The sequence below is a fragment of the Pseudomonas sp. IT-P260 genome (assembly GCF_949768395.1).
Classification (GTDB): Bacteria; Pseudomonadota; Gammaproteobacteria; order Pseudomonadales; family Pseudomonadaceae; genus Aquipseudomonas; species Aquipseudomonas parakoreensis.
In genome coordinates this window covers 553011-578933 of record NZ_CATKPO010000022.1, presented here as the reverse complement: position 1 = coordinate 578933, position 25923 = coordinate 553011, and the positions used below count along the sequence as shown (strand labels likewise).

General features: G+C 60.3%; 22 protein-coding genes. 18 read left to right on the top strand and 4 right to left on the bottom strand.

Going from position 1 to position 25923, the window contains the following annotated elements; all coding sequences use genetic code 11:
* Complete coding sequence (locus tag ACM6HV_RS13470) at positions 1 to 1014, top strand: ABC transporter substrate-binding protein (RefSeq protein ID WP_414904415.1); 1014 nt, start codon at positions 1 to 3, stop codon at positions 1012 to 1014.
* A gap of 77 nt (positions 1015 to 1091) precedes the next feature.
* Here ACM6HV_RS13470 and ACM6HV_RS13465 read toward each other — a convergent pair whose 3' ends face one another.
* Positions 1092 to 2012 (bottom strand): LysR family transcriptional regulator, encoded by a 921-nt coding sequence (locus ACM6HV_RS13465; protein ID WP_041071095.1) that lies wholly within the window; start codon positions 2010 to 2012, stop codon positions 1092 to 1094.
* Between the two features lie 181 nt (positions 2013 to 2193).
* Here ACM6HV_RS13465 and ACM6HV_RS13460 point away from each other — a divergent pair, with 181 nt between their 5' ends.
* On the top strand, positions 2194 to 3114 hold the full coding sequence (locus ACM6HV_RS13460) for a TauD/TfdA dioxygenase family protein (protein ID WP_414904414.1): 921 nt from the start codon (positions 2194 to 2196) through the stop codon (positions 3112 to 3114).
* Between the two features lie 109 nt (positions 3115 to 3223).
* Here ACM6HV_RS13460 and ACM6HV_RS13455 read toward each other — a convergent pair whose 3' ends face one another.
* Positions 3224 to 4840 (bottom strand): alkaline phosphatase family protein, encoded by a 1617-nt coding sequence (locus tag ACM6HV_RS13455; protein ID WP_414904413.1) that lies wholly within the window; start codon positions 4838 to 4840, stop codon positions 3224 to 3226.
* A 215-nt stretch (positions 4841 to 5055) separates the two neighbouring features.
* Entirely contained in the window at positions 5056 to 6000 is a 945-nt protein-coding gene (locus ACM6HV_RS13450) for a LysR family transcriptional regulator (RefSeq protein WP_414904412.1), read from the bottom strand.
* Between the two features lie 165 nt (positions 6001 to 6165).
* Here ACM6HV_RS13450 and ACM6HV_RS13445 point away from each other — a divergent pair, with 165 nt between their 5' ends.
* The 13 genes from ACM6HV_RS13445 (at position 6166) to ACM6HV_RS13385 (ending at position 19121) form a co-directional block, all read left to right on the top strand.
* Entirely contained in the window at positions 6166 to 8526 is a 2361-nt protein-coding gene (locus tag ACM6HV_RS13445) for a TonB-dependent receptor (RefSeq protein ID WP_414904411.1), read from the top strand.
* 23 nt (positions 8527 to 8549) lie between these two features.
* Positions 8550 to 9893, top strand: a complete 1344-nt coding sequence (locus tag ACM6HV_RS13440) for an aryl-sulfate sulfotransferase (protein WP_414904410.1) — start codon at positions 8550 to 8552, stop codon at positions 9891 to 9893.
* A gap of 181 nt (positions 9894 to 10074) precedes the next feature.
* Positions 10075 to 10401 carry a hypothetical protein gene (locus ACM6HV_RS13435; RefSeq protein WP_007952780.1) on the top strand — a complete coding sequence of 109 codons (327 nt, stop codon included), beginning with the start codon at positions 10075 to 10077 and terminating at the stop codon, positions 10399 to 10401.
* A 379-nt stretch (positions 10402 to 10780) separates the two neighbouring features.
* On the top strand, positions 10781 to 11596 hold the full coding sequence (locus tag ACM6HV_RS13430) for an energy transducer TonB (RefSeq protein ID WP_414904409.1): 816 nt from the start codon (positions 10781 to 10783) through the stop codon (positions 11594 to 11596).
* A gap of 44 nt (positions 11597 to 11640) precedes the next feature.
* Positions 11641 to 12366 (top strand): MotA/TolQ/ExbB proton channel family protein, encoded by a 726-nt coding sequence (locus ACM6HV_RS13425; protein ID WP_041071117.1) that lies wholly within the window; start codon positions 11641 to 11643, stop codon positions 12364 to 12366.
* Between the two features lies 1 nt (position 12367).
* The gene (locus tag ACM6HV_RS13420; RefSeq protein WP_003220570.1) at positions 12368 to 12769 is read left to right on the top strand and encodes an ExbD/TolR family protein; all 402 of its coding nucleotides are present in this window, start codon (positions 12368 to 12370) and stop codon (positions 12767 to 12769) included.
* A gap of 280 nt (positions 12770 to 13049) precedes the next feature.
* On the top strand, positions 13050 to 13631 hold the full coding sequence (locus tag ACM6HV_RS13415) for an alpha/beta hydrolase (protein ID WP_041071127.1): 582 nt from the start codon (positions 13050 to 13052) through the stop codon (positions 13629 to 13631).
* A 56-nt stretch (positions 13632 to 13687) separates the two neighbouring features.
* Entirely contained in the window at positions 13688 to 14620 is a 933-nt protein-coding gene (locus ACM6HV_RS13410; RefSeq protein ID WP_414904408.1) for a sigma 54-interacting transcriptional regulator, read from the top strand.
* Between the two features lie 167 nt (positions 14621 to 14787).
* Positions 14788 to 15585: a MetQ/NlpA family ABC transporter substrate-binding protein gene (locus tag ACM6HV_RS13405; protein ID WP_041071133.1), complete on the top strand. Its 798-nt coding sequence runs from the start codon at positions 14788 to 14790 to the stop codon at positions 15583 to 15585.
* A 582-nt stretch (positions 15586 to 16167) separates the two neighbouring features.
* The gene (locus tag ACM6HV_RS13400; protein ID WP_145595768.1) at positions 16168 to 16833 is read left to right on the top strand and encodes an amino acid ABC transporter permease; all 666 of its coding nucleotides are present in this window, start codon (positions 16168 to 16170) and stop codon (positions 16831 to 16833) included.
* Positions 16814 to 17473: an amino acid ABC transporter permease gene (locus ACM6HV_RS13395; RefSeq protein ID WP_222017325.1), complete on the top strand. Its 660-nt coding sequence runs from the start codon at positions 16814 to 16816 to the stop codon at positions 17471 to 17473. The genes ACM6HV_RS13400 and ACM6HV_RS13395 overlap by 20 nt, the downstream gene beginning before the upstream one ends.
* Positions 17470 to 18252: an amino acid ABC transporter ATP-binding protein gene (locus tag ACM6HV_RS13390; RefSeq protein WP_414904407.1), complete on the top strand. Its 783-nt coding sequence runs from the start codon at positions 17470 to 17472 to the stop codon at positions 18250 to 18252. The genes ACM6HV_RS13395 and ACM6HV_RS13390 overlap by 4 nt, the downstream gene beginning before the upstream one ends.
* Positions 18249 to 19121 (top strand): transporter substrate-binding domain-containing protein, encoded by an 873-nt coding sequence (locus ACM6HV_RS13385; protein WP_414904406.1) that lies wholly within the window; start codon positions 18249 to 18251, stop codon positions 19119 to 19121. Before ACM6HV_RS13390 ends, ACM6HV_RS13385 begins: the two co-directional genes overlap by 4 nt.
* Before the next feature lie 119 nt (positions 19122 to 19240).
* On the opposite strand, the gene ACM6HV_RS13380 is transcribed toward ACM6HV_RS13385, so the two are convergent.
* The gene (locus ACM6HV_RS13380; protein WP_414904405.1) at positions 19241 to 20437 is read right to left on the bottom strand and encodes an AAA family ATPase; all 1197 of its coding nucleotides are present in this window, start codon (positions 20435 to 20437) and stop codon (positions 19241 to 19243) included.
* Positions 20438 to 20639: 202 nt separating this feature from the next.
* On the opposite strand from ACM6HV_RS13380, the gene ACM6HV_RS13375 reads away from it, so the two are divergent.
* From ACM6HV_RS13375 to ACM6HV_RS13365, 3 genes are read left to right on the top strand one after another with little or no spacing between them, the layout of a single operon-like run.
* Complete coding sequence (locus ACM6HV_RS13375) at positions 20640 to 21743, top strand: efflux RND transporter periplasmic adaptor subunit (protein ID WP_414904404.1); 1104 nt, start codon at positions 20640 to 20642, stop codon at positions 21741 to 21743.
* Positions 21740 to 22804: an efflux RND transporter periplasmic adaptor subunit gene (locus ACM6HV_RS13370; RefSeq protein ID WP_414904403.1), complete on the top strand. Its 1065-nt coding sequence runs from the start codon at positions 21740 to 21742 to the stop codon at positions 22802 to 22804. Before ACM6HV_RS13375 ends, ACM6HV_RS13370 begins: the two co-directional genes overlap by 4 nt.
* Entirely contained in the window at positions 22801 to 25854 is a 3054-nt protein-coding gene (locus ACM6HV_RS13365; protein ID WP_041071156.1) for an efflux RND transporter permease subunit, read from the top strand. The genes ACM6HV_RS13370 and ACM6HV_RS13365 overlap by 4 nt, the downstream gene beginning before the upstream one ends.
* Positions 25855 to 25923: the final 69 nt, after the last annotated feature.

Genomic DNA, 25923 nt, shown 5'->3' with positions numbered 1-25923 from the left:
ATGAACCTTCCCTTCAAACGAGTTTTCAGTCTGTTTGCCATCCCGGCACTGGCGGGCCTGCTAGCGTTTACCGCACAGGCCGATGAGCTCAAGGAAATCAGGATCGCCGTGCCTGACCTGAGCGCCGGCACCCAGCACAGCGGCGGCGGTGTGGTGGATGTGCTGCGTGATCGGCAGATCTTCGAAAAAGCCTTCGCCGATCAGGGCATCAAGATTCAATGGAGCTTCTTCAAAGGCGCCGGGCCGGTGATCAACGAGGCGTTTGCCAACGGTCAAGTCGATCTGGCGTATCTGGGCGACCTGGCGGCGATCATCGGCAAGTCCAATGGCCTCGACACACGTTTGCTCAGCGCCAGCGCGCGTGGCGTGAAGCAATATCTGGGCGTAGTCCCGGGTTCGGGGATCAAGACTTTGCAGGATCTCAAGGGCAAGCGCGTGGCGATCTTCCGTGGCACCGCCACGCAGTTGTCGTTTGATGCGGCGCTGGCCAGTCAGGGCCTGAGCGAAAAGGATCTGAAGGTGATCAACCTCGACTTCAATGCGGCGGTGGCGGCATTGGCGGCTAAACAGATCGACGCATCGTGGGGCAGTTCCGGGCTGACGGCCCTGCAAGCCAAGGGGCTGGCGGAATTGCCGCTGAACACCAAGGATCTGGGTGGCGCCGGCAGTGTGCAGTCAGTGCTGGTGGGCACCGGCAAGTTTGTCGACGAGCACCCGCAGGTCGTGGCGAAGCTGCTCAAGGCGCAGCAGCAGGCGGTGGATTGGCTGACCCAGGACAACAACAAGGATGCCTACGTGCAACTGGTGTCGGGGCTGGCGAGTTATCCACCGCTGATCCTGACCCAGGACCTGCAGGATCAGAAACTCAGCGAAGTGTTCCCGTCGACGCTGGACCCGGTGTTCCTCGGCAAATTGCAGGACTCGGTGGATCTGGCGGCGCAGCAGAAGCTGATTCGCAAGCCGTTCAAAGTCAGTGATTGGGTGGTGCCTGAGTTGGCGGCGGCCAAGCTTTAAAATCACAAGATCGCAGCCTTCGGCAGCTCCTACAGGGGCATGCGTTCTCTGTAAGAGAGGCTGCGATCCTTTGATCTTCAAACCGCGACGCTGACTTCCTGTTTATCCACCGCCACCAACGTCTCGATCATCGCTCTTGCTGCGGGCGACAGGCGAAACCCGGTACGACTGACAATCCCGCAGCGCGCATTCATGCTCTCCAGATTCTGCGGCAGGTTGCGCCAGTGCAGCAGCGCCAGTGAACCTTGGGCAATGTCTTCAACGAACGCCTCCTCCGTGCCGACGCCAATCGCATTGGATTGCAGCACCACTTTCACCAGCGCCGGGAAATGCTCGGTCTCGATGGTCGGCGAAAAATCGATCCGGCCGCTGAGGTTCGCCAGCAGTTTGCGAATCCCTGGCGGGATCAGCGTGGTCGCCAGCGGGTAGTCGAACATGTCGTTGGTCGACAGGCTTTCCTTGGCCAGCAGCGGGTGCCCGGGCCGGCAGAAAAACACCCCGCGTTTGGGCGTCAGGGCTTGGGTCTGGAAGTTTGGATCGGCCTCGAAATGGCGGATGTCGGCGATGAAGAATTCGATCTCTTCGCGGCTCAGCGCGCGGCTGAGCTTTTCCCAGTTATCCACCTGAAAACAGGTGCGTACTTTCGGGTGCGCGTTGATGAATTGCGCCACCGCATCCGGGACCAGTTTCACCGCTGGCGCCGGGCCGCAACCAAAGTGCAGCTCCCCGGCATCAAGCTTGGTCATTTGCGTCACTTCAGCGCTGAGCAACGCCGCGCCCTGCACCAGGGTCAGGGCGTGTTGCAGCACCACCTGGCCTTCGGGTGTCGGGCGCAGATCCTTGTTGCCGCGATCCACCAGCACGCAGCCGAACTCTTGCTCCAGCCCTTGAATGCTGCGGCTGAACGCCGGTTGAGTGATGCCCATCGCGTCCGCAGCACGGACAAAACTGCGGTGTTCGTTGAGGGCGATGAAGTAGCGCAACTGGCGAAGATCCATATGCTTTCCCGGCATCCTAAAAATAGCTCGAAGGCATTTGCGACGAGGGTTGCTTGAGGTTTTAAATGCAAGCTCTTATTCCGTCAACGAAGCATGTGAATATCTATTAGATGTAAATGGAATATAGATAGAGCCATGTTTCGCTGTCGCCCAACCGCAAGCAGTCGATGAGGGTCTACCCATGAGCAATGCCGCACTCGCTGTAAAACCCGCTGTCCACGCGCTGGAAATCCATCCGGTGGCCGGCCGTATCGGCGCCGAGATTCGGGGCGTGCACCTGTCCGGAGAGCTGGACGCCGCCACGGTCGAAGCCATTCAGCAGGCGCTGATCCAGTACAAGGTGGTGTTCTTCCGTGAGCAGACCCAGCTCGACGATCAGCGCCAGGAAGCCTTCGCCCATCTGCTCGGCGAGCCCGTGGCGCATCCGACCGTGCCGGTGCGTGAGGGCACCCGTTATCTGCTGGAACTGGACGGCGCCGAGGGCCAGCGCGCCAACTCCTGGCACACCGACGTGACCTTCGTCGACGCCTACCCGAAAGCCTCGATCCTGCGCTCGGTGGTGGCCCCGGCCTTCGGTGGCGACACGCTGTGGGCCAACACCGCGACCGCGTACAACGAACTGCCGACCGAGCTGCGCGAGCTGGCGGACAAACTGGTCGCCGTGCACAGCAATGAATACGACTACGCCGGGGCCAAGCCGGACGTGTCGGCGGAGAAGTTGGAGCGCTATCGCAAGGTCTTCACCTCGACCGTCTACGAGACCGAGCACCCAGTGGTGCGTGTGCATCCGATCAGCGGCGAGAAGAGCTTGCTGCTGGGGCACTTCGTCAAGCGCATCAAGGGTTATTCGCAAGCCGATTCGGCGCACCTGTTCGGCTTGTTGCAGAGCCATGTGATTCGTCAGGAAAACACCGTGCGCTGGCGCTGGAAGGCCGGTGATGTGGCGATCTGGGACAACCGGTCGACTCAGCATTATGCGATTGATGATTACGGCACTCAGGATCGCATCGTGCGGCGAGTGACGCTCAAGGGTGAAGTGCCGGTTGGGGCTTCGGGGCAACGTAGTCAGACCATCAAAGGGCTTGATATCGGCGGCGTTTGATCGGGCCCTTTCGCGAGCAGGCTCGCTCCCACAGTGGAAATGTGTTGAACACAGTGGATGTGAACAACATATGGCCCTGTGGGAGCGAGCCTGCTCGCGAAGCTTTTGATCACCAAACGCCAATCTGAACGACCTTCTCGGTCTCCGGCTCGCCATAGCGAAACCGCTGCCCGCGCAAATCGATCTCCTGATGACTGATCGTGGTCCGCCGCTTCAACCCGCGCACCCATTCAAACAGGTACCCCGCGTGCTCCTCGCGCACCGGCGCGTACGCCGGGTCGTCACCCAAATCGCGCAACTCCTGCGGATCATTCAGCAGATCAAACAACTGCGGCCGGAAGCCGTCGTACGCCAGGTATTTCCAGCGCTCGCTGCGCACCATGGTCATGCGGCAACGGTCGATCGGTTGGCCAAGTCGCTCGCGTGCCGGGGCCTGGAAGGCGTAGTCGTATTCGCTGATGGCGTAGCGGCGCCACTCGGGATTTTCGCCGTGCAACAGCGGGATCAGCGAGCGTCCTTCCAGCCGATGCTCGGCGCCCGGCAGGCCCAGTGCCTGGAGAAAAGACGGCAAGGCATCAATGGTTTCCGCCAATCGCTCATCCACCGTACCGCGGGTGATGTCCGCCGCCGCGCGCGGGTCGCGCACGATCAATGGCACGCCCACCGCTTGCTCCAGCAGAAACTCCTTCTCACCCAGCCAATGGTCGCCGAGAAAGTCGCCGTGATCGCTGGTGAACACGATCAAGGTGTCATCCCAACGACCGTTGCTCTGCAGAAAATCGAATAGCCGCCCGAGTTGGTCATCCACTTGCTTGATCAGACCCATGTAGGTGGGGATTACATTCAATCGTACTGAATCACGGGAGAAGTTGAGGCTTTCCTCATGCTGGCGAAACGCCGTGTATACGGGGTGTTCGCTGGCTTCGGAGGGCGTCGCGCGGACCGCTTCGAGAATCGATTTCGTACTGTACAAAGCGTGGTATGGCGCCGGTACGATATAGGGCCAGTGCGGTTTGATGTAGGAGAGGTGTAAACACCAGGATTTCTCACCTTGCTCGGTGATGAAGTCGATGGCTCGATTTGTAGTGTAGACAGTCTCTGAGAACTGCTCGGGAATTCGCGCTGGCAAATGCGCATGACGCATGTGCCAGCCGCTGAGGATTTCTCCGTTCTCGCCTTCGGCAGCGTTGGCCCACTCGTGCCAGGGGTTGCGCCCGTCGAAACCGTGCTCGCGCAGGTAATGGGTGTAGGGCGCGGATTCGCGTTTGTCGTCGAACAGCGGGTCATCGGGGAAGATCCCGTCGTGGCGAAAGTACGGCTCGAAACCGACCTCATTGAGCACTTCGGCCTGCGCGCTGTCCGGGTTGATCGCCAGACGCTGCAGGGCATCGATATTGGCCGTGGCGTGCGTCTTGCCGACCAGCGCAGTGCGAATGCCATGCGGGCGCAGATAATCACCGATGGTCAGTTCTTCCAGTGGCAACGGCACGGCGTTCCATGCGACCTGATGGCTGCTGACGTAGCGCCCGGTGTAGGCCGACATCCGCGACGGCCCGCAAATGGTGCCCTGGGTGTAGGCGCGGCTGAAGCGCACGCCAGCGGCGGCCAGGCGATCGATGTTCGGCGTGTGCAGATGCGGATGGCCGTAGCAGGACAGGTAATCGCGGCGCAGTTGATCGCACATGATGTACAGCACGTTGCGCACGGGGTTTTGCGGGTTGGACATGGGGTTCACCGGTCAGAGAGACAGGCGAGGGTTTTCGCTTTCGGCGGGGGTGTTCGGCAAGTGCATTTGGGGAATGGGTTTTATGCAGGGATTGCATTGGCGCCTGTAACGGCCTCTTCGCGAGCAGGCTCGCTCCCACAGTGGATTGTGGTGAGCGCAGAATTTGTGATCGACGCTAACTCTGTGGGAGCGAGCCTGCTCGCGAAGGTGTGCTGTCAGACGGCAAAATTTTCGAGTGAACAAACCTCCTCATCCACCGCATCAATCGCCTTGATCTGCTCAATCATCGCCTCGGCCAACGGCGACAACCGATACCCCGCACGACTGACAATCCCGTAGCGCGTATACAGTTCCTCCAGATCATCCGCCAGGCCGTCGATCCGCAAACACACCAGCTCACCCTTGGCCTGATGCAACGCATCGGAATACGCGCCAACAATGCCGATGGCATCCGAGCGCAGCACCACGCCGAGCAGGCTTGAGCTGTTTTCGCATTCGACATTCGGGGTGAAATCCGGGCGGCCGCTGAGGTCGACGATGACCTTGCGCAGGTTCGGCGGACGAATACTCACCGCCAGTGGATAACTCATCAATTGCTCAGCCGAAACCCGTTCGAATGCCGCTAACGGATGCCCGGCACGGCAGCAGAAATGCCATTTGCGCGGCCGCAAACGGTACGTCAGGTAATCCGGATCGGCTTCGAAGTGGCGAGTGTCGGCGACGAAGAATTCGAACTCTTCGCTGAGCAGGCGTTTGCTCAGGCTCTGCCAGTCATCGACCTGAAATTGCACCCGCGCTTTCGGGTAGCGCCCGATGAACGCGCCGATCGCGCGCGGGATCAATCCGGCTGCCGGCGCCGGGCCGCAACCGAAGCGCAATTCGCCCGCCTCCAGCCCATTGAACTGACTGATCTCGTTGGCCATCTGCTGCGCGCCACTGACCAGTCGCCGCGCATGTTCGAGCAACACCTGACCCTGCTTGGTCGGCGGTAATTCCTTGCGCCCGCGATCGACCAACTGACAGCCGACGCTGTGCTCCAGCGCCTGAATGCTGCGGCTGAACGCCGACTGCGACAGGTTCACCGCCTGCGCGCCGGCGACGAAGCTGCGTTGTTCGGCGAGGGCGATGAAGTGTCGAAGTTGGCGCAAGTCGATATGCATTTTTCACATAAAAAATATCCGGGAAATGCATTGGATATGCATTAGGTCGACTCCTTATAAAGGCAATCTCTTATGCAGTAAATATTTGTAAATCCATAAATAAATAACTGAAAAGAATATGCAGCACTGAAGATGTCTGTGTGTTTTTTGACCAGGAGCCGCGCCATGAGTCCGTTGAACCTTGCGTCACCCTTAACGCCACGACGGCTCAAACGCCTGCCTCTGGCCCTGTTGCTGGCGGGGAGTGCCAGCTGGACTCACAGCTACGCCGCTGACACTGAAACCTCGCCGCCAACTCCCGCCGGCAAACCGGCGGCCAACACCTCGCAGCTGGAAACCGTGACCGTCACCACCCGCCGGCGCGAAGAAAGTTCGCAAGACGTGCCGACGCCGATGAGCGTGGTCAGCGGTCAGACGCTGGAGACGCAGCGGGTCTACCGGATTCAGGATTTGCAGCAACTGGTGCCGAGCGTCAACGTTGCCTACATGCACGCGCGTCAGTCCAGCGTGTCGATTCGTGGCCTGGGCAACAACCCGGCCAGCGACGGTCTGGAAGGCAGCGTCGGTCTGTACATCGACAACGTCTATCTGGGCCGTCCGGGGATGGCGGTGTTCGACCTGATGGACATCGAACAGCTCGAAGTCCTGCGCGGGCCGCAGGGCACGCTGTTCGGCAAGAACACCACCGCCGGGGTGATCAACATCAGTACCCGCGCGCCGACCTTTACCCCGGAACGCAGCATCGAAACCTCGGTTGGCGAGGACGGGTATTTCCAGACCAAGGGCACCATTTCCGGGCCGCTCAACGATGAACTGGCCGGACGTTTTTCGGCCTATCGCACCCGCAGCGACGGCGACATCAAGAACGAATACAACGGTCATGACCTGAACGGTGGCTCGCGTGATGGCTTCCGTGCGCAGTTGCTGTTCAAGCCCAACGAAGACTTCAACCTGCGCTGGATCGGCGACTACAACGAAGAGGATTCCAGCGCCGGCACCCGGGTGCTGTACAACACCGGGCCGACCATCAACGGCGTCAACCTCTACCAGTCGCGGGCCAATGCCGCCGGCGCGACGCTGGTCAACGGTTCGCACCGCAAGGTCAATCTGGACAACGACCAGCACGTCACCGTGCATCAGGGCGGCACGTCGGTGGAGGCCAACTGGACGCTGCCGAGCGATTTCACCCTGACCTCGATCAGCTCGTATCGCTTCTGGAACTTCACCCCGGCCAACGACGACGGACTCAACGTCGCCGCGACTTACAACGCCGGGGTTTCGGTCGAAGATAAACAGTACTCGCAGGAATTTCGCCTCGCCTCGCCCAAGGGCGAGTTCTTCGATTACGTGGTGGGCGCGTATTACTTCGGCTCGGATCTCGACAACAAGTCCTTCGCCTATTACGGCCCGCAGGCCGACATCTGGAACGGCACGCCACGCGGTGCGCTGGCCAACGTCGGCAGTGTCGGCAACGGCCACATCAAGACCGACAGCTTCGCCCTGTTCGCCCAAGGCACCTGGCACCTGACCGAGCGCCTGGACTTCACTGCCGGGGTGCGTGGCACCTACGAAGAGAAGAACGCCTGGGTCACCCGCGATGCGCCGGTTGGTGGTGCCACGGTCACCGGCGCAGCGGCCACCGCACGACGCGGACGCACGGGTGCCTACGACTCCGGCGATCTGAATCAGTACAGCTCCAGCCCGTCCGGACTGCTCAACCTCAGCTATCGCATCACCGATGACCTGCTCGGATACGCCACGCTGTCCCACGGGGAAAAATCCGGTGGCGTGAACCTCGCGGTGGGGTCGGCGCCAACCGCCGGCGCCGACTCGCTGCTGATTGGCACCGAACGGGCCAACAACGCCGAACTCGGCTTCAAAAGCACGCTGTGGGATCGGCGTCTGCAGCTCAACGCCAACGTTTTCTGGACTCAGGTCAACGCCTATCAGACCAACGCCTACGACGACGTCAACCGCGTGCAATACCTGACTAACGCCGGCTCGGTGCGCTCGCGCGGCGTCGAATTCGAAAGCACCGTGATCCCGTTGCGCGGCCTGACCCTGAACTTCAACGGCTCGTACAACGACGTCAGCTACCTCTCGTACAAAGATGCACCGTGCCCGCCGGAAGTCAGCCAGGCACCGGGCGCACCGGCGTCCTGCGACCTCAGCGGCCACCAGGTGGTCGGCGCGTCGAAATGGATCGGCAACGCCAACGGCGAATACAAATGGAATCTGGCCAACGGCTTCGAACCCTACGTCACTGCCAGCTACGCGTTCCGCTCGAAAGCGGTGGGCACGGTCGAGGATTCCGACTACGGGCAGATCCCGAGTTATGCGGTGGTCAACCTGTCCACCGGTCTGCGTGGCGATTTCAATCAGGGCCAGTGGGACGTTTCGCTGTGGCTGAAGAACGCCTTCGACAAGACCTATTACACGACGCTGTGGACCGGCGGCAACGGCGGTTATGAAGGCCTGCTCGGTACGCCGCGCACCCTCGGCGTAACCGGTCGCTACGACTTCTGATCCGTCATTCAAGGAGCTGCATCATGTTGCCAGGCAAAACCGCTTTAGCCCTGTTGTTATCCGGCGCAGTTTCAAGCACCGGGGTGTTCGCCGCCCCCAGCGTGTACCCGACCGGCGTCACCCGCTATGACCCGAACAAAGCGTTCAACCAGTACGTGATCTTCAGTGGCGCCGACAAGCAGACCCACTTGATCGACATGAACGGCAACGAGGTGAAAACCTGGCCACAGGCGGGTTTCCCGTCGGCGATCATCGACCCGCAACTGGTCGGCGGCGCGCGCGGGCATGTGCTGTTGCAACTGAGTGACAAGGATCCGGGCAAGCTCGGCTCCGCCGGTAACGGTCTGGGCAATCAGAGCGTCGGCGAACTGGACTGGAGCGGCAAAGTCGTTTGGCAGTGGGGTGACAAGGCCCCTGGCGGCGCAGCACAGCAACACCACGATCAGCGCCGGTTGAGCAACGGCAACACGGTGGTGCTGGCGAACAAGGTGCATAAGGTCAAAGGCTTCAAAGTGCCTGAGGTGATCGACGATGTGATCTATGAAGTCAGTCCTGACGGTGCGGTGAAATGGCAGTGGCTGGCCTCGGAGCACCTGAACGAATTCGGCTTCACCCCGGAGCAATTGAAACTGGTGCGCGCCAGTGATAATCCGGATTACTTGCACATCAACAACCTCAGCGTGGTCGGGCCGAACAAGTGGTTCGATGCCGGCGACAAACGCTTCAATCCGGACAACCTGTTGCTCGATTCGCGCAACGCCAACTTCATCGCGATCATCGACAAACACAGCGGCAAAGTGGTGTGGCGTCTCGGCCCGAACCTGCCGCTGATCAGCCCGAAAACCGCGCAGACATTACCGCGTCCGGTGGATCAGTTCGTCGGTCAGCACGACGCGCACATCATCCCCGCCGGGCTCCCCGGTGCGGGCAATCTGCTGGTGTTCGATAACCAGGGTTCGGCGGGCTATCCAAACGTCCCCCTCGGGCTGATTTCCGGTTCGCGGGTGCTGGAAATCGACCCGCAGAAAAATCAAATCGTCTGGCAATACAGCGCAGCGAATTCGAAGCAGCCGGGTTGGGCCTTCTACAGTTCATTCATCAGCAGCGCGCGACGCTTGCCCAATGGCAATACGCTGATCGACGAAGGCATGAACGGGCGGTTTTTCCAGGTCACGGCCAGCGGTGAAAACGTCTGGGAATATGTCAGCCCGTATCTGGGCAAGGCGCCGGGCAGTGATGCAATCAGCAACTGGGTCTATCGCGCGCTGCCTGTGAGTTATGACTGGGTTCCGGCGGGAACGCCGCGTTCAGAGACGGCAGTTCTGGTGCCGGCCATCGGTGTGCAACAAACCCAAGTCAGCCGTTAGTTATTAAGGTTCTTCGGAATCGAAATAAGTTATGAACGACATGAATAGTGCATATAGCAATATCGTTGATAACTGTCGTGGACAATAAGTCAATGGACAACCATCCTGTGTGTCGTGAGTTTCCAGGAGGAAACTTGCTCTCATCGGAAGACACTTATCCAACGATAAAGGAAATCACGTTATGTCGAGCATTAATGGCAATTATGTAAACGCTAACGCTGGCGCCAAACTGACGATCACCGATGGTAACGATTCCAACGGCACCTTCAGCGGCAAGTTCAGCCAGAACGGCGTGAACTACGACATCGCCTACGGGCATTACCATTTCCAGAACAGTACCGGGCAGCCGACGATCATCACGTTTGCGGCGCTGAATGATGGGACTGGCTATCAGTCCTGGACGCTGTTCTCGCCGGACCACAACTATTCGAAAGTTCGTGCGGTGGGTTCGCGTACTAACTTTGATGGTGATGTTGTGGGGCTGGCAGGAGAGTTTGTGAAGCAATAAAAAATTCCGTAAATCGAAGGCCGATGCATTAAAAGTGCATCGGCCTTTTTGTTTGCCTTTTGAAAAGTTTTTCAAATATCACGTTGGTATTAGTTGTCACTGAATCCCGGGTCATCGATAACCCGATGCCTTGGATGAATACTTTTTATGCCGGGAAAGCATGTCGATTTCGGCGAATCGCTGGAAGCCTTGCAGCCCGTGGCTTTGGCGGAAATGACCGTTTTTCATATTCCATAAATGTCTATCCATAACATGAAAGATTACTTTCGGAGATAAGCCGCTGGCCCAATGATTGACCCATCGATCACGCCGTGGGGGATTCAACAAACGACGGATCGGCCAAGCGAAAGAACGCAAAGAGACCGCAGGGAGTAAATCAATGGGCAATGTCCAGACCGCCGCCAGCGCACAGGAATTGCTGTGGCGTCAGACACCAAGTGGCGAACTGGTCGATCTCGGCCGGCCCCATCGTGTGCCGTTGGGGCAGTTGCGTTTGCAGCGCGCGCCCAAGGGCATTCTGAGCCGTCGTGAAGCGATCCTGCTCGGCGTGCTGGCGCTGCTGGTGCATGGTGCGGTGATCTACTGGATCAATCAGCATCCGACGCCGGCGTTGCCGATCGTGCCGCCGGAAATTCCACCGATGACCATCGAGTTTTCGCGGCCGGCACCACCCGCGCCGCCCGTGGTTGAACCGCCGCCGCCCGCGCCGGTGGTCGAACCTCCGCCACCGGTTGAAGACGAGTTGGCGGTGAAGCCGCCACCGCCCAAACCGATCCCCAAACCCAAGCCGAAACCGGTGGTTAAACCGGTGCCGAAGCCAGCACCCAAAGCCGTGGAGCAACCACCGGCGCCGCCGCAACCGGCCGCCCCGGTCGCTGCGCCAGCGCCACCTGCACCCGCGGCTCCGGCTCCGGTAACGCCGGCCTCGGCCAACGCCGCGTATTTGAAGAACCCGGCGCCGGAATACCCGTCGCTGGCTCAGCGTCGCGGCTGGGAAGGCACGGTGATGTTAAGGGTGCATGTGTTGGCCAATGGCAAGCCGGGCGAGATCCAGATTCAGAAAAGCAGTGGCCGGCAGCAGCTCGACGACGCAGCGCTCAACGCCGTCAAACAGTGGAGCTTCGTGCCGGCCAAGCAGGGTGATGTCGCCCAGGACGGCTGGGTCAGCGTGCCCATCGATTTCAAGATTCATTAAACCGAAACCTATTCGCGCTAAATGTTTACACGAGGGAACACATCATGACGTTACTGGCCTCTCCACTGGAATCCATCGAAAGTGCGGTGATCTGGCTGCTGGTGGTTTTTTCCGTTGCCACCTGGGGACTGGCGCTGCTCAAGGCTGTGCAGTTCGGTCGTCTGAAGGCGCAGGATCGCAAGTTTCATAAACGCTTCTGGGCGGCGTCGAGTCTCGACTCCGCCGCTGAGTTGAGCGAAACCCAACCCGGCGCTGCGGCCCGGGTGGCACAGGCCGGTTACGCGGCGATTCAGGTGGGTGAGGCGCCGCAGGCCAATGACCTGAGCCAGGCAATCAACCATCAAGATCGCCTCGAACGTGCCTTGCGCCAGCAGATCGTGCGCGAACGGCGTTCGCTGGAAACCGGTCTGGCGGTGGTCGCGAGTATTGGCAGTACCTCGCCGTTCATTGGCCTGTTCGGCACGGTGTGGGGAATCATGGAAGCGCTCAAAGGCATCAGCGCGGCAGGCTCGGCGAGCCTGGAAACAGTCGCCGGTCCGATCGGTGCGGCACTGGTCGCCACCGGTGTGGGGATCGCCGTCGCGGTACCGGCGGTGCTGGTTTACAACTACTTTTTGCGGCGTCTGAAACTGACGGCAGCGGATCTGGATGACTTCGCCCACGACTTCTACAGCCTGGCGCAGAAGAGTGCGTTCCGCGTGTTGATCCACCCGACTGCAAACAAGGTGTCGGCACCGGGCAACGCGACAAAAGTGAAGGAGGCGTCCTGATATGGCCTTCTCCACGCAAGACAGCGACGAGGTGCTGAGCGAGATCAACGTGACGCCGCTGGTGGATGTGATGCTGGTGCTGCTGGTGGTGTTTATCGTCACCGCACCGCTGCTGACCAATGCGATCCCGATCAATTTGCCGAAGACCGAAGCCGTGGCGCCGGTCGAGCAGAAAGACCCGTTGGTGGTGAGTATCGACGGTGCCGGCAAACTGTTTATCAACAAGGATGAAATCCAGCCGGACCTGCTGGAATTCAACCTCAAGTCGGCCAAGGCGAAAGACCCGGAAGTCCGCGTGCAACTGCAGGCCGACGACGGGGTGAACTACGGCGAAGTGGCGCGGGCCATGGCTTCGATCGAGCGAGCCGGGATTACCAAGTTGTCGGTGATCACGGCGCGGTAACAGGATTTACGTTTTTCCGGGGCCGTCTCCTTGGCAGGGTGCGGCCCTTTTTTTATCTCGATTTGAACCCACACCCGATCCCTGTAGGAGCTGCCGAAGGCTGCGATCTTTTGCTCTTGTTCTTAAAATCAAAATCAAAAGATCGCAGCCTTCGGCAGCTCCTACACGAAGCCAACCATATTTCTTTTGAGTCTTAATAAATAGCTTCTTATTCCTTAACGAATATAAATCCCGTCCCTATACTCGATCAGGAACAGACACGACGCAGGAGAGCTCCCCCATGCGCAACGAATCAATCCGCTACCTGATTGTGCCGGGCTGGCAAGGATCGCCAGAAGATCATTGGCAAACTCATTGGCAGAACAGCCTGCCCAACAGCGCCCGGGTGGAGCAGGCCGACTGGCTGACGCCGCGCCGTGAAGACTGGGTTGCGGCGCTGGCCGAAGCGATTGCCGCCGACAGCACGCCAGTGATCCTGATTGCTCACAGCCTGGGTTGCGTCACCGTTGCGCACTGGGCGGCTACCGCGCCCGTGCAATACCTGCGGCAGGTGCGCGGCGCGTTGCTGGTCGCGCCGGCCGACGTCGAGCGCCCGACCTGCGCACCAGCGCTGCGTAACTTCGCACCGATCCCGACTGACCTGCTGCCGTTCCCCAGTCAGGTCGTGGCCTCCGACAACGACGCCGCCGTCAGCGCTCCGCGTGCCCTGGAGCTGGCGCGCGATTGGGGCGCCGAGGCGGGGATTCTCGCCGGGGCCGGGCACATCAACGTCAAGTCCGGGCACCAGCGTTGGGAGCAGGGTTTCGCTTATCTGTATCGCCTGCAAAACCGCCTGGAACACCACGCCCGGCGTCGCGCTTGAACCTTTTTCTTTTTTGATCGCCCCCGTCTCCCGGCGGTTGTGGGCGGGAGTCTGCCATGAGTTTTGAAGCGTTCGGTCAGCCGTTGCTGACCTTTCCCGATGCGGAAAAAAGCCCCCTGAGCATCCGCGCCAAGGCGCTGGTCTTCGTTGATCCACGTTCGCGGCAACTGCGTGAAGAGCTGGAGCACCTGGCACCGCGGACAATCTCGGTATTGATCCGTGGCGAGACCGGCACCGGTAAAGAGTTGCTCGCGCGCCACATCCACCGCGCCAGCGACCGCAGCGGTCTGTTCGTCTCGGTCAACTGCGGCGCGATCAGCCCGACCTATGCCGATGCCGAACTGTTCGGCTATGCCGCCGGCAGTTACACCGGTTCGGCCAGCAGTCGTGCCGGCTGGTTCGGTTCGGCCAACGGCGGCACGTTGTATCTGGACGAGATTGGCGACTTGCCGCTGCCGATTCAGATCAAACTGCTCGCCGCCCTGGAAAATCATGAAGTCACCCGCGTCGGCGCCCATCAGCCAAGCCCGGTGGATGTGCGGCTGGTGGCGGCAACCAGCATCGATCTGGCGCAAGCGGTGGACGCGGGGAAATTCCACGAACGGCTCTATCACTACCTCAGCGAAGGTCAGCTGGAGTTGCCGGCCCTGCGCGAGCGGATCGGCGACATCCTGTCGTTGGCCGAATACTTTCTCGGCATCTACAGCCAGCGCCTTGATCTGCCGGTGCCGTTGATCAGCGAAGCGGCGCAGCACCTGCTGGAACGCCACAGCTGGCCGGGCAACACCCGCGAGCTGGAAAACGTCATTCACTTCGCGCTGCTGGTCAGCACCGGCGATGAAATCCTGCCGGAGCACCTGAACCTGCCCGAGGTGTCTGGGCCGCAGCTTCAGATCGAACGACTGGTAGCACAAATCAATATTGGCGGTAGCGTTGACGAACGTAAGGCTTTGAAAGATCTGCTGATTGGTTTGAGCCAGCAGTTGTAGCCGTTTGGTTCTGTATGAACGAAATGGAATATCAAAGTGAATAAACGTTATTGTCCGGGAATAAAAAATCCCGGTATTGTCCGCTTCACGCCAGAGATAGCACTTCACTGGCACTCGTATTAATAGCCGTCGCCATTCGCGACCGTGATTCTCGATAAGGACACTGCATGAAAAAGGTTCTGTTGTTTACCGCATTGGCGGCTGCTCTGACTGCTTCCCTGGCCCAGGCCGGCGAGAAACTGGTGGTGGCGGCGACTCCGGTGCCGCACGCGGAAATTCTCGAGCTGATCAAACCGACCCTGGCCAAAGAAGGCGTGGATCTGGAAATCAAGGTCTTCACCGACTACGTGCAGCCGAACGTGCAGGTGGGCGAGAAGCGTCTGGATGCCAACTACTTCCAGACCAAGCCCTACCTGGACAGCTTCAATGCCGGCAAATACAAGGACGACAAGGCCAAGTACCTGGTGACCGTGCAAGGCGTGCACGTTGAACCGTTCGGTGGCTACTCGAGCAAGTACAAGAAACTGGCTGATCTGCCTGACGGCGCGACCATCGCCATCCCGAACGAAGGCAGCAACAGCGGTCGCGCCCTGATCCTGCTGCAGAAGGCGGGCCTGATCGAACTGAAAGATCCGAAAAACGCCCTGGCAACCCCGAAAGACATCGCCAAGAACCCGCATAACTTCAAGTTCAAGGAACTGGAATCGGCCCTGCTGCCACGCGTGCTGAAGGAAGTTGATCTGGACATGATCAACACCAACTACGCGCTGGAAGCCAAGCTGAACCCGACCAAGGATGCATTGGTGATCGAAGGCGCTGACTCGCCTTACGTGAACTTCCTGGTGGCCCGTGAGGACAACAAGAACAGCGACGCCATCAAGAAACTGGCCGCTGCCCTGACCAGCCCTGAAGTCAAAGCGTTCATCGAGAAGAAGTACAACGGCGCGGTACTGCCGGCGTTCTGATCCGCCGCTTGAACCACCCCTTCAAGGTATGAAAACGCCGATGGCCAGTGGGTCATCGGCGTTTTTGTGTGTGCTCGATTTATGGGATCGCCACAGGATCTAAAGCCAGAATCAAAAGATCGCAGCCTGCGGCAGCTCCTACAGGGGAAAGCGATCTTTTGTAGGAGCTGCCGCAGGCTGCGATCTTTTGATCTTGATGTGTGGTAACTCAGGCCACCTGAGCCTTCAACGCCCGGCGCAACGCCACGAGCAATTTCACGATGTCCTGCGGATCCAGTCGCTGCGGCACTTTTACGTCCATGTTGTCTTCCTTGTAATGGTTTGGCCGGGGGAGTCTGGCCAAAAGCTGTTCGTCCTTGGAGGGCTTTCACGCAAAAAAGATCCTTCCTACAGCGCAAGGGAAAATAGCCTTCTTATTCCTTCCCGGCAAACCCACAGGGTAGTTTTTTGAGTGATATCAATATGCTTTAACGGTATTTAAATTCTTTTTTTTATACCTATAAAGTCAGCACCTGCCGGACAGTTACCCGCTGTCCATGGACTGCATGACCGTCGCTTACCGAGCGACGTCCAGGATGCTTCATGACTTTCGACTACGCCTTTATCCTCAGTACCCTGCCGGCCTTTCTCAAAGCCGTGGGCGTGACGCTGCAAGTCGGGTTCATTGCCATCGGCACGTCGCTGCTGGTGGCCCTGCTCAACGCGACGATTCTGGTGTTCCGCACGCCTTACCTGCAACGCGTCGTCGGCCTGTATGTGGAGCTGGCGCGCAACACGCCGCTGCTGATTCAACTGTTCTTCGTCTACTTCGCCTTGCCGGCGCTGGGGATCAAGGTTTCCGGATTCACCGCAGCGATCATTACCATGACTTTCCTTGGCGGTGCCTACCTCACCGAGGTACTGCGCGCCGGCATCGATGCGGTGCCGCAGGCGCAACTGGAATCGGGGCGCTCCATCGGCCTGTCCCACGGTCAGTTGCTGCGCTACGTGATCCTGCCGCAGGCGGGGATTCTCAGCCTGCCGTCGCTGTTCGCCAATTTCATTTTCCTGCTCAAGGAAACTACTGTGGTCTCGGCGGTGGCGGTGCCGGAAATCCTCTACACCACCAAAAGCTACATCGCGCTCTACTACAAAACCTACGAAATGCTCGCCGTGCTGACGCTGATCTGCGTGCTGTTGTTCTTGCCGCTGTCGCTGTTGCTCAGCCGTCTGGAAAGGAGGCTCCAGCATGGCCAGTTCGGGTCTTGAGCTGCTCTGGGTGTCGTTGCCGCAACTGACAAAAGGCGCCGGGCAAACCCTGTCGATCTCGTTTCTGAGCATCGCCATCAGCACCATTGGCGGGGTGCTCTACGGCGTATTGCGCACGCTCAACGTGACGTGGCTGAACGCGATCCTGCGGATCTATCTGGAACTGTTCCGGGCGATTCCGGTGCTGGTCTGGCTGTACCTGCTGTTTTTCGGCTTGCCGATTTTCTTCGGCCTGAGCCTGCCGAGCTTCTGGTGCGCGGTGCTGGTGCTGTCGCTGTGGGGCGCCAGCGAGGTCGGCGAAGTGGCGCGCGGTGCGTTGCATTCATTGCCGCGCGGGCAGCGTGAAGCGGGGCTGTCGATCGGCCTCAATGCGGCGCAACTGTACGGCTATGTGCTGCTGCCGCAGGCGCTGAAACGCATGACGCCACCGACCATCAACGTCTACACACGGATCATCAAGACCAGTTCGCTGGCGGTGCTGATTGGCGTGGTCGATGTGATCAAGGTCGGCCAGCAGATCATCGAGCGCACTTACGAATCGGTGCTGATCTACGGCGCGCTGTTCCTGTTTTTCTTTTTTATCTGCTACCCGCTGTCGGCCGCCTCGCGCGTGCTGGAGCGGCGCTGGACGCAAGCATGAGCGCATTGATCGAGTTTCAGGGTTTCAACAAATTCTATGGCGAGCAGCAGGTGCTCAAGGGCATCGACCTGCAGGTGCGCAGCGGTGAAGTGATCGTCATCCTCGGCCCCAGCGGCTGCGGTAAAAGCACGCTGCTGCGCTGCCTCAACGGTCTGGAAAGCGCGCACGGCGGCAGCCTGAAATTTGTCGGTCGTGAACTGCTGGACAAGGCCACCGACTGGCGCGAAGTGCGCCAACAGATCGGCATGGTGTTTCAGAGTTATCACCTGTTTCCGCACATGAGCGTGCTCGACAATTTATTGCTTGGCCCGCTCAAGGTGCAAAAACGTCAGCGCCGTGAAGCGCAGCAGCAAGCCGAAGCGCTGCTCGAACGCGTGGGCCTGGCGGACAAGCGCGATGCCTTCCCGCGCCAGCTCTCCGGTGGTCAGCAGCAACGCATCGCCATCGTCCGCTCGTTGTGCATGAACCCACGGGTCATGCTGTTCGATGAAGTCACCGCGGCCCTCGACCCGGAAATGGTCAAGGAAGTGCTGCAAGTGATTCAGGGCCTGGCCCGCGAGGGCATGACCCTGCTGATCGTCACCCACGAAATGGCCTTCGCCCGCGCGGTGGCCGACCGCATTGTGTTCATGGATGCAGGGCGCATCCTTGAACAGAACCCGCCCGAGATTTTCTTTACGAACCCGCAAACCGCACGCGCGCAGCAGTTCCTGGAGAAGTTCTCCTTCGTTGCAACACTGCCAAAAACGAATCCGACAAAGGAACTGGAACCGCCATGAAAACTGCCGCTTTTTTACTGCCTCTGCTCAGCCTTGCCTTGCTTGCCGGTTGCAGCAAAACCGAAGAACCGCCGAAGCCGAAAGTCGCCAGCGAAAGCGCCGCGCCAGCCGGCTATCTGGACAAGATCAAGGCCCGCGACAAACTGATCGTCGGCGTGTTCACCGACAAGCCACCGTTCGGTTTCGTCGATGAGGCCGGGCGCTACGTCGGTTTCGACACCGACATCGGTCGGCGTTTCGCCAAGGATCTGCTCGGTGACGAGAACAAAGTCGAGTTTGTTGCCGTGGAGCCGGCGAGCCGCATTCCGTTCCTGCAGAGCGACAAGGTCGACCTGATCCTCGCCAACATGACCGTGACTCCGGAGCGCAAGGAAGCGGTGGAATTCACCAACCCGAACCTCAAGGTTGCGGTGCAGGCATTGGTGCCGCAAAGCAGTGCGGTGAAAAACCTGGATGACCTGGCCACCCGCACCACCATCGTCACCACCGGGACTACCGCCGATATCTGGCTGACCAAGAACCATCCGGACTGGAAACTGCTGAAGTTCGAGAAAAACTCCGAGTCGTTGCAAGCCCTGGCCAATGGCCGTGGCGATGCCTACGCGCAGGACAATCTGGTGCTGTTCAGCTGGGCCAAACAGAACCCGGGCTACCGTGTGCTGGAGGAAAAACTCGGCGCCGAAGCACCGATTGCCCCGGCGGTGAAGAAGGGCAATGTCGAGCTGCGTGACTGGGTGAACAGCGGACTGGCGAAGCTGGGTGAAGAGAAGTACCTGCTCAAGCTGTACGACCAATACGTGCGCAAAGAGCTGAGCGATGACACCCGGCCTGAGAGTGTGATTGTCGAGGGTGGCAAGTGGCAGGGTTGATTAATTAAGGCGCAAAAGATCGCAGCCTGCGGCAGCTCCTACATGGACAGCGCCTGTCGCCCTATCACGGCGCGACGCGAAACCTGTAGGAGCTGCCGCAGGCTGCGATCTTTTCGCTTTCAATCCGGCCAGTGCCACGCCGGCTCATCCAGCACCCGCTGCCCGACAATTCCGGTCTGCCCCAGCGTTTTTTCGAGCACGATGCAGTTGCACTCCGGATCCTCCTGCAACGCCGAAATCAACCGCCGTGCATGGGACACCACCCACACCTGACACTGTTCCGACGCGCGAATGATCAAGCGCGCCAGCGCCGGCAACAGATCCGGGTGCAGGCTGGTTTCCGGTTCGTTGAGCACCATCAATGACGGTGGTCGTGGCGTCAGCAATGCGGCAATCAGCAACAGATAACGCAACGTCCCGTCCGACAGCTCCGCCGCCGACAAGGGTCGCAGCAACCCCTCCTGGAAAAACTCGATGGCAAAGCGTCCACCGGCCAGCGGTGCGATGTTCAGCCGTGCGCCGGGAAACGCATCGCTGATCGCCGCCTGCAAGGCCTCGGGGTCGCCGATTTCATTGATGGTCTGCAACGCGGCGGCCAAATCGCGGCCGTCGTGGTGCAGCACCGGCGTGCGCGTGCCCAGTTGCGGCTGGCGCACCGGGGCGTCGGCGTCGCTGCGAAAGTGATCGTAGAAGCGCCAGCGGCGGATGAACTCGCGCATCTGAAACACTTCCGGCGAACTGCGCAAGCTGCCGATCTGGTCGAACAGGCTGTCGAAGTTCGGCGTGTGTTGCGCCAGCACGTCCCAGCTGCGGGCTTCGCGGGCGCGGATCATCGCACCGTTGCGATCCACCAGCAGGCTGGCCGGGCGGTAGAGCGGGCCGGCCCAGATGCATTCGCGCTTGATCTGCGGATCGAGGCTGAAGCGCGAGGGGCTGGGCTGAGTGTCTCCCGGCAACATGAAGTGGCCGTTAGAGTCGGGCAGGCCGAGGCTGATGGAGTAGCTGAAATCCTCTCCGGCAAACCCCAGGCGCAGCCGTTTGGCGCCCTGACGCACCGTCGGCTCGATCGCCACTTCGCCGTTGCGCATGCGCCGACTGATGGTTTCCGGCCCGGCCCAGAACGTCGAGTCCAGCCCGCCCTCGCGGGCCAGTGCATTGACCACGCCACCCTGAGCGGTCTCCGCCAGCAGGCGCAAGGCGCGGTAGAGATTGGACTTGCCGCTGCCGTTGGGGCCGGTGATCAGGTTCAGCCGGCCCAGCGGGATCACCAGTTTGTTGATCGAGCGGTAATTGGCCACCGCGAGGGTCTTGAGCATGAAAATCCTTCTCTTGAGGCGACCATTGTAGGAGCTGCCGAAGGCTGCGATCTTTTGATCTTGCTTTTGTAAAGTCAAAAGATCGCAGCCTGCGGCAGCTCCTACACGGGAAAAATAGAGATCACGCAGGCGAACGTTGAACCCTGTTCTAAGCTCACAGTCGTATCGTCACTTGCACGTTCGTACACAGGAAGGAGTCTGCATGGCGAGTCCCGGATTGAAAACAGTTGTCGTGCTGAGCCTGCTCACGTTGTTGACCGCTTGCGGCAAGAAAGAAGCCCCGGCGGAGTACCTGCCACGGGTCTTTGTGCAAGAGGTCAAACCCGCCGATTACGCGGCTGCCGTGACCCTGACCGGCGATGTGCAGGCCCGGGTGCAGACCGAACTGTCGTTCCGGGTCGGTGGCAAGATCATCCAGCGCATGGTCGATGTCGGCGACCGGGTCAGCGCCAGGCAAGTGCTGGCCAAACTCGATCCCAAGGATTTGCAGACCAACGTCGATTCCGCTCAGGCCCAGGTCATCGCCGAGCAGGCACGGGTCAAACAGAGCGCCGCAGCGTTCGTGCGTCAGCAGAAACTGTTGCCCAAGGGTTACACCAGCCAGAGCGAATTCGACTCCGCCCAAGCCGCCTTGCGCAGCAGCCAGAGCGCCCTGAGCGCGGCGCAGGCGCAACTGGCCAATGCCAAGGATCAACTGAGCTACACCGCACTGATCGCCGATGCCCCGGGGATTATCACCGAGCGCCAGGCCGAGGTCGGCCAAGTGGTCCAGGCCACCGCGCCGATTTTCAAACTGGCCCGCGATGGCGATCGCGACGCGGTGTTCAACGTCTACGAATCGCTGCTGGCCGAACGCCCTGACGATCGCTCGATTGTCGTCAGCCTGCTCGATAATCCCGCGATCAAGACCACCGGCACGGTGCGTGAAATCACCCCGGCGGTGTCGGCGCAGTCCGGCACGGTGCAAGTCAAAGTCACCCTCGACAGCCTGCCGCAGGGCATGCAGCTCGGCTCGGTGGTCAGCGCCACGGCCAAGGGCAGCGGCAAGTCGGCGGTGGAATTGCCATGGTCGGCGCTGACCAAAAATATCAGCGAGCCGGCCGTGTGGATGGTTGACGACAAGGGCGAGGCGCAGTTGCATAACGTCACTGTCAGCCGCTACCTGATCGGCAAGGTGATCATCAGCGACGGTCTCCTAGGCGGGGAAAAGGTCATTGTCGCGGGTGGGCAGTTGTTGCATCCGGGCATGAAAGTCGAGATCGCCGAAAACACCTACAAGGATCTGCAACCGGGAGCACAGCCATGAAGCGTCTGGGGCTGTTATCCATCAGTGTGTTGCTGGCCGCCTGCTCGAAAAGCGAGCCGCCTCCGGAGCCGGTACGGCCTGTGCTGTCGATCAAGGTACAGGCGCTGAACGAGGAAACCCTCGGGCGTTTCGCCGGCAGCATTCAGGCGCGTTACGAGAGCAACACCGGTTTCCGCGTCGGTGGACGTATTGCCAGCCGTAACGTCGATGTCGGCACCGAGGTGCAAAAGGGTACGTTGCTCGCCACGCTCGACCCCTCCGATCAACAGAACCAGTTGCGCTCGGCCCAGGGCGATCTGGCCAAGGTGCAGGCGCAACTGATCAACGCCCAGGCCAACGCCCGGCGTCAGCAGGCGCTGTTTGATCGTGGAGTTGGCGCGCAGGCACAACTGGACATCGCCATCACCGATCTGAAAACCACCCAGGCCTCGCTCGATCAGGCCCGGGCGGCGGTCGATCAGAGCAAGGATCAGCTCGGCTACACCGAACTGCGTGCCGACCACAAAGCCGTGGTCACCGCATGGAATGCCGAAGCCGGCCAGGTGGTGACTGCCGGCCAGCAAGTGGTGACTCTGGCGCAACCGGACATCAAGGAAGCGGTGATCGACCTGCCGGACACACTGGTTGATCAGATCCCCGCCGACGTGGTGTTTCTGGTGGCCGGGCAACTCGACCCGAGGATCAATACCACCGCGACCATTCGCGAGATCGAACCGCAGGCTCAAAGCGCCACGCGCACCCGCCGCGCGCGGCTGACCCTGGCCAGCACCCCGGAGGGGTTTCGTCTCGGTACGGCGATCAGCGTGACCCTCAGTTCGGCGATCAAGCCGCGTATCGAGTTGCCTGCCACTGCCCTGCAGGAAGCCGATGGCAAGACCCGCATCTGGGTGGTCGACACCTCCGGCAAAACCGTCGCGCCCCGTGACGTCAGCGTGATCAGCCGTACCGACGGCACCGTGGTGCTGGCCGACGGCGTCAAATCCGGCGAGCGCGTGGTCAGCGCAGGCGTCAACAGTCTTAAACCCGGACAAGCCGTGAAACTCGACGAGGACAGTCAATGAAAGGCTCTTTCAATCTCTCCGAATGGGCCCTCAAGCATCAGTCGTTCGTCTGGTACCTGATGTTCGTCGCGTTGCTGATGGGGGTGTTCTCTTACTTCAATCTGGGGCGTGAAGAAGATCCTTCGTTCACCATCAAGACCATGGTCATCCAGACCAAATGGCCGGGTGCGACCCAGGAGGAAACCCTCAAGCAGGTCACCGACCGCATCGAGAAAAAACTCGAGGAGCTCGATTCTCTCGACTACGTGAAAAGTTACACGCGCCCCGGTGAATCGACGGTCTACGTGTACTTGCGCGACACCACCAGCGCCAAGGACATTCCGGAAATCTGGTACCAGGTGCGCAAGAAGATCGATGACATTCGCGGACAGTTTCCCCAAGGAATTCAGGGGCCCGGATTCAACGATGAGTTCGGTGACGTCTACGGCTCGGTCTACGCGTTTACCGCCGACGGCCTGACCATGCGCCAGTTGCGTGACTACGTGGAACAGGCCCGCGCCGAGATCCGCAACGTGCCGGGTCTGGGCAAGATCGAGATGATCGGCCAGCAGGACGAAGTGATTTACCTGAACTTCTCCACCCGCAAGCTCGCGGCACTGGGCATCGACCAGCGTCAGGTGGTGCAGAGCCTGCAATCGCAGAACGCCGTGACTCCGGCGGGTGTGATCGAGGCCGGGCCTGAGCGTATCTCGGTGCGTACTTCAGGACAGTTCGCGTCGGAGAAGGATCTGGCCGAGGTCAATCTCAAACTCAATGAGCGCTTCTATCGGTTGGCCGATATCGCCGACATCAGTCGCGGTTATGTTGACCCGGCCACGCCGGAATTCCGTTTCGACGGCAAGCCGGCAATCGGTCTGGCGATTGCCATGCAGAAGGGCGGCAACGTTCAGGAATTCGGCAAGGCGTTGCACCAGCGGATCGACCAGATCACCGCTGATCTGCCGGTTGGCGTCGGCGTCCATACGGTGTCCGATCAGGCAGTGGTGGTGGAAGAGGCGGTTGGTGGCTTCACCAGCGCGCTGTTTGAAGCGGTGATCATCGTCCTGGTGGTCAGCTTCATCAGTCTTGGCGTGCGCGCCGGGTTGGTGGTGGCGTGCTCGATTCCGCTGGTGCTGGCGATGGTGTTTGTGTTCATGGAATACAGCGGCATCACCATGCAGCGGATTTCCCTCGGAGCGCTGATCATCGCCCTCGGCCTGCTGGTGGACGACGCGATGATCACCGTGGAGATGATGGTCACGCGCCTGGAAATGGGTGAGACCAAGGAGCAGGCAGCCACGTTTGCCTACACCTCGACGGCGTTCCCGATGCTCACCGGTACGCTGGTGACCGTTGCCGGCTTCGTGCCGATCGGCCTCAACGCCAGCTCCGCCGGTGAGTACACCTTCACCCTGTTTGCGGTGATCGCGGTGGCCATGCTGGTGTCGTGGATCGTCGCGGTGCTGTTCGCACCGGTGATCGGCGTGCACATCCTCAGCACCAATGTGAAACCTCACGAGGGCGAGCCGGGACGCATTGGTCGGGCATTCAACCACGGTTTGCTGTGGTCGATGCGCAACCGCTGGTGGGCGATCGGCATCACCGTGTTGTGCTTCGTGCTGGCGGTGTTCTGCATGCGCTTTGTACAGAACCAGTTCTTCCCGTCCTCCGATCGCCCGGAAATCCTCGTCGATCTGAACCTGCCGCAAAACGCCTCGATCGATGAAACCCGCAAGGCCGTGGACAAGCTCGAAGCCACGCTCAAGGGCGATCCGGACATCGTGCGCTGGAGCACTTACATCGGTCAGGGCGCGATCCGTTTCTATCTGCCGCTCGACCAGCAATTGCAGAACCCGTACTACGCGCAACTGGTGATCGTCAGCAAAGACTTCGAGGCCCGCGAAGCCCTCAGCCAACGCCTGCGTGAACGCTTGCACAAGGACTTCGTCGGCATCGGCAGTTACGTGCAGGCGCTGGAAATGGGCCCGCCGGTGGGACGTCCGATCCAGTACCGGGTCAGCGGCAAGGACATTGATCAGGTGCGCAAGCACGCTATCGACCTGGCGACCGAGCTGGACAAGAACGAGCACATCGGCGAGATCATTTACGACTGGAACGAGCCGGGCAAAGTGCTGCGCATCGACATTGCCCAGGACAAGGCGCGTCAGCTCGGGCTGTCCTCGGAAGACGTGGCGAAGCTGATGAATAGCATCGTCAGCGGCTCGCCCTTGACCCAGGTCGATGACGATATCTACCTGATCAATGTCGTCGGCCGCGCGGTGGATTCCGAACGCGGCACCCCGGAAACCCTGCAGAACCTGCAGATCGTCACACCCAACGGCACGTCGATTCCGCTGCTGGCCTTTGCCACCGTGCGGTATGAGCTGGAGCAACCGCTGGTGTGGCGTCGTGACCGTCTGCCGACCATCACCATCAAGGCTTCGGTGCGCGATGAGATCCAGCCGACCGACCTGGTGAAACTGCTCAAGCCGTCGATTGATGCGTTCGCTGAAAAACTCCCGGTCGGCTACAAAGTCGCCACGGGCGGTACGGTCGAGGAAAGCGGCAAGGCCCAGGGACCGATCGCCAAGGTCCTGCCGTTGATGCTGTTTTTGATGGCGACCTTCCTGATGATCCAGTTGCACAGCGTGCAGAAGATGTTCCTGGTGGCAAGTGTCGCGCCGCTGGGTCTGATCGGTGTGGTGCTGGCGCTGGTGCCGACCGGTACGCCGATGGGCTTCGTGGCGATCCTGGGGATCCTTGCACTGATCGGTATCATCATCCGCAACTCGGTGATTCTGGTGACGCAGATCGATGAGTTCGAGCAGAAGGGCTATACGCCGTGGGATGCGGTGGTGGAAGCGACCGAGCACCGGCGTCGGCCGATCCTGCTGACGGCTGCGGCGGCGAGCATGGGCATGATTCCGATTGCCCGGGAAGTGTTCTGGGGGCCGATGGCCTACGCGATGATTGGCGGGATCGTGGTCGCGACGTTGCTGACCCTGCTGTTTCTGCCGGCGTTGTATGTGGCCTGGTACAAGATTCGCGAGCCGAAGAAGGAGACCGCATAAGGCAAAAGCAAAAGATCGCAGCCGGCGGCAGCGCCTACAGGAAATCCCATGTCGGCGCTGCTGCAGGCT

Coding starts and splice junctions, on each gene's coding strand:
- ACM6HV_RS13370 (WP_414904403.1), top strand. CDS start 21,740: ATGAAGCGTCTGGGGCTGTTATCCATCAGTGTGTTGCTGGCCGCCTGC.
- ACM6HV_RS13415 (WP_041071127.1), top strand. CDS start 13,050: ATGCGCAACGAATCAATCCGCTACCTGATTGTGCCGGGCTGGCAAGGA.
- ACM6HV_RS13435 (WP_007952780.1), top strand. CDS start 10,075: ATGTCGAGCATTAATGGCAATTATGTAAACGCTAACGCTGGCGCCAAA.
- ACM6HV_RS13375 (WP_414904404.1), top strand. CDS start 20,640: ATGGCGAGTCCCGGATTGAAAACAGTTGTCGTGCTGAGCCTGCTCACG.
- ACM6HV_RS13385 (WP_414904406.1), top strand. CDS start 18,249: ATGAAAACTGCCGCTTTTTTACTGCCTCTGCTCAGCCTTGCCTTGCTT.
- ACM6HV_RS13410 (WP_414904408.1), top strand. CDS start 13,688: ATGAGTTTTGAAGCGTTCGGTCAGCCGTTGCTGACCTTTCCCGATGCG.
- ACM6HV_RS13450 (WP_414904412.1), bottom strand. CDS start 6,000: ATGCATATCGACTTGCGCCAACTTCGACACTTCATCGCCCTCGCCGAA.
- ACM6HV_RS13395 (WP_222017325.1), top strand. CDS start 16,814: ATGGCCAGTTCGGGTCTTGAGCTGCTCTGGGTGTCGTTGCCGCAACTG.
- ACM6HV_RS13405 (WP_041071133.1), top strand. CDS start 14,788: ATGAAAAAGGTTCTGTTGTTTACCGCATTGGCGGCTGCTCTGACTGCT.
- ACM6HV_RS13445 (WP_414904411.1), top strand. CDS start 6,166: ATGAGTCCGTTGAACCTTGCGTCACCCTTAACGCCACGACGGCTCAAA.
- ACM6HV_RS13430 (WP_414904409.1), top strand. CDS start 10,781: ATGGGCAATGTCCAGACCGCCGCCAGCGCACAGGAATTGCTGTGGCGT.
- ACM6HV_RS13425 (WP_041071117.1), top strand. CDS start 11,641: ATGACGTTACTGGCCTCTCCACTGGAATCCATCGAAAGTGCGGTGATC.
- ACM6HV_RS13365 (WP_041071156.1), top strand. CDS start 22,801: ATGAAAGGCTCTTTCAATCTCTCCGAATGGGCCCTCAAGCATCAGTCG.
- ACM6HV_RS13455 (WP_414904413.1), bottom strand. CDS start 4,840: ATGTCCAACCCGCAAAACCCCGTGCGCAACGTGCTGTACATCATGTGC.
- ACM6HV_RS13400 (WP_145595768.1), top strand. CDS start 16,168: ATGACTTTCGACTACGCCTTTATCCTCAGTACCCTGCCGGCCTTTCTC.
- ACM6HV_RS13420 (WP_003220570.1), top strand. CDS start 12,368: ATGGCCTTCTCCACGCAAGACAGCGACGAGGTGCTGAGCGAGATCAAC.
- ACM6HV_RS13470 (WP_414904415.1), top strand. CDS start 1: ATGAACCTTCCCTTCAAACGAGTTTTCAGTCTGTTTGCCATCCCGGCA.
- ACM6HV_RS13440 (WP_414904410.1), top strand. CDS start 8,550: ATGTTGCCAGGCAAAACCGCTTTAGCCCTGTTGTTATCCGGCGCAGTT.
- ACM6HV_RS13460 (WP_414904414.1), top strand. CDS start 2,194: ATGAGCAATGCCGCACTCGCTGTAAAACCCGCTGTCCACGCGCTGGAA.
- ACM6HV_RS13465 (WP_041071095.1), bottom strand. CDS start 2,012: ATGGATCTTCGCCAGTTGCGCTACTTCATCGCCCTCAACGAACACCGC.
- ACM6HV_RS13390 (WP_414904407.1), top strand. CDS start 17,470: ATGAGCGCATTGATCGAGTTTCAGGGTTTCAACAAATTCTATGGCGAG.
- ACM6HV_RS13380 (WP_414904405.1), bottom strand. CDS start 20,437: ATGCTCAAGACCCTCGCGGTGGCCAATTACCGCTCGATCAACAAACTG.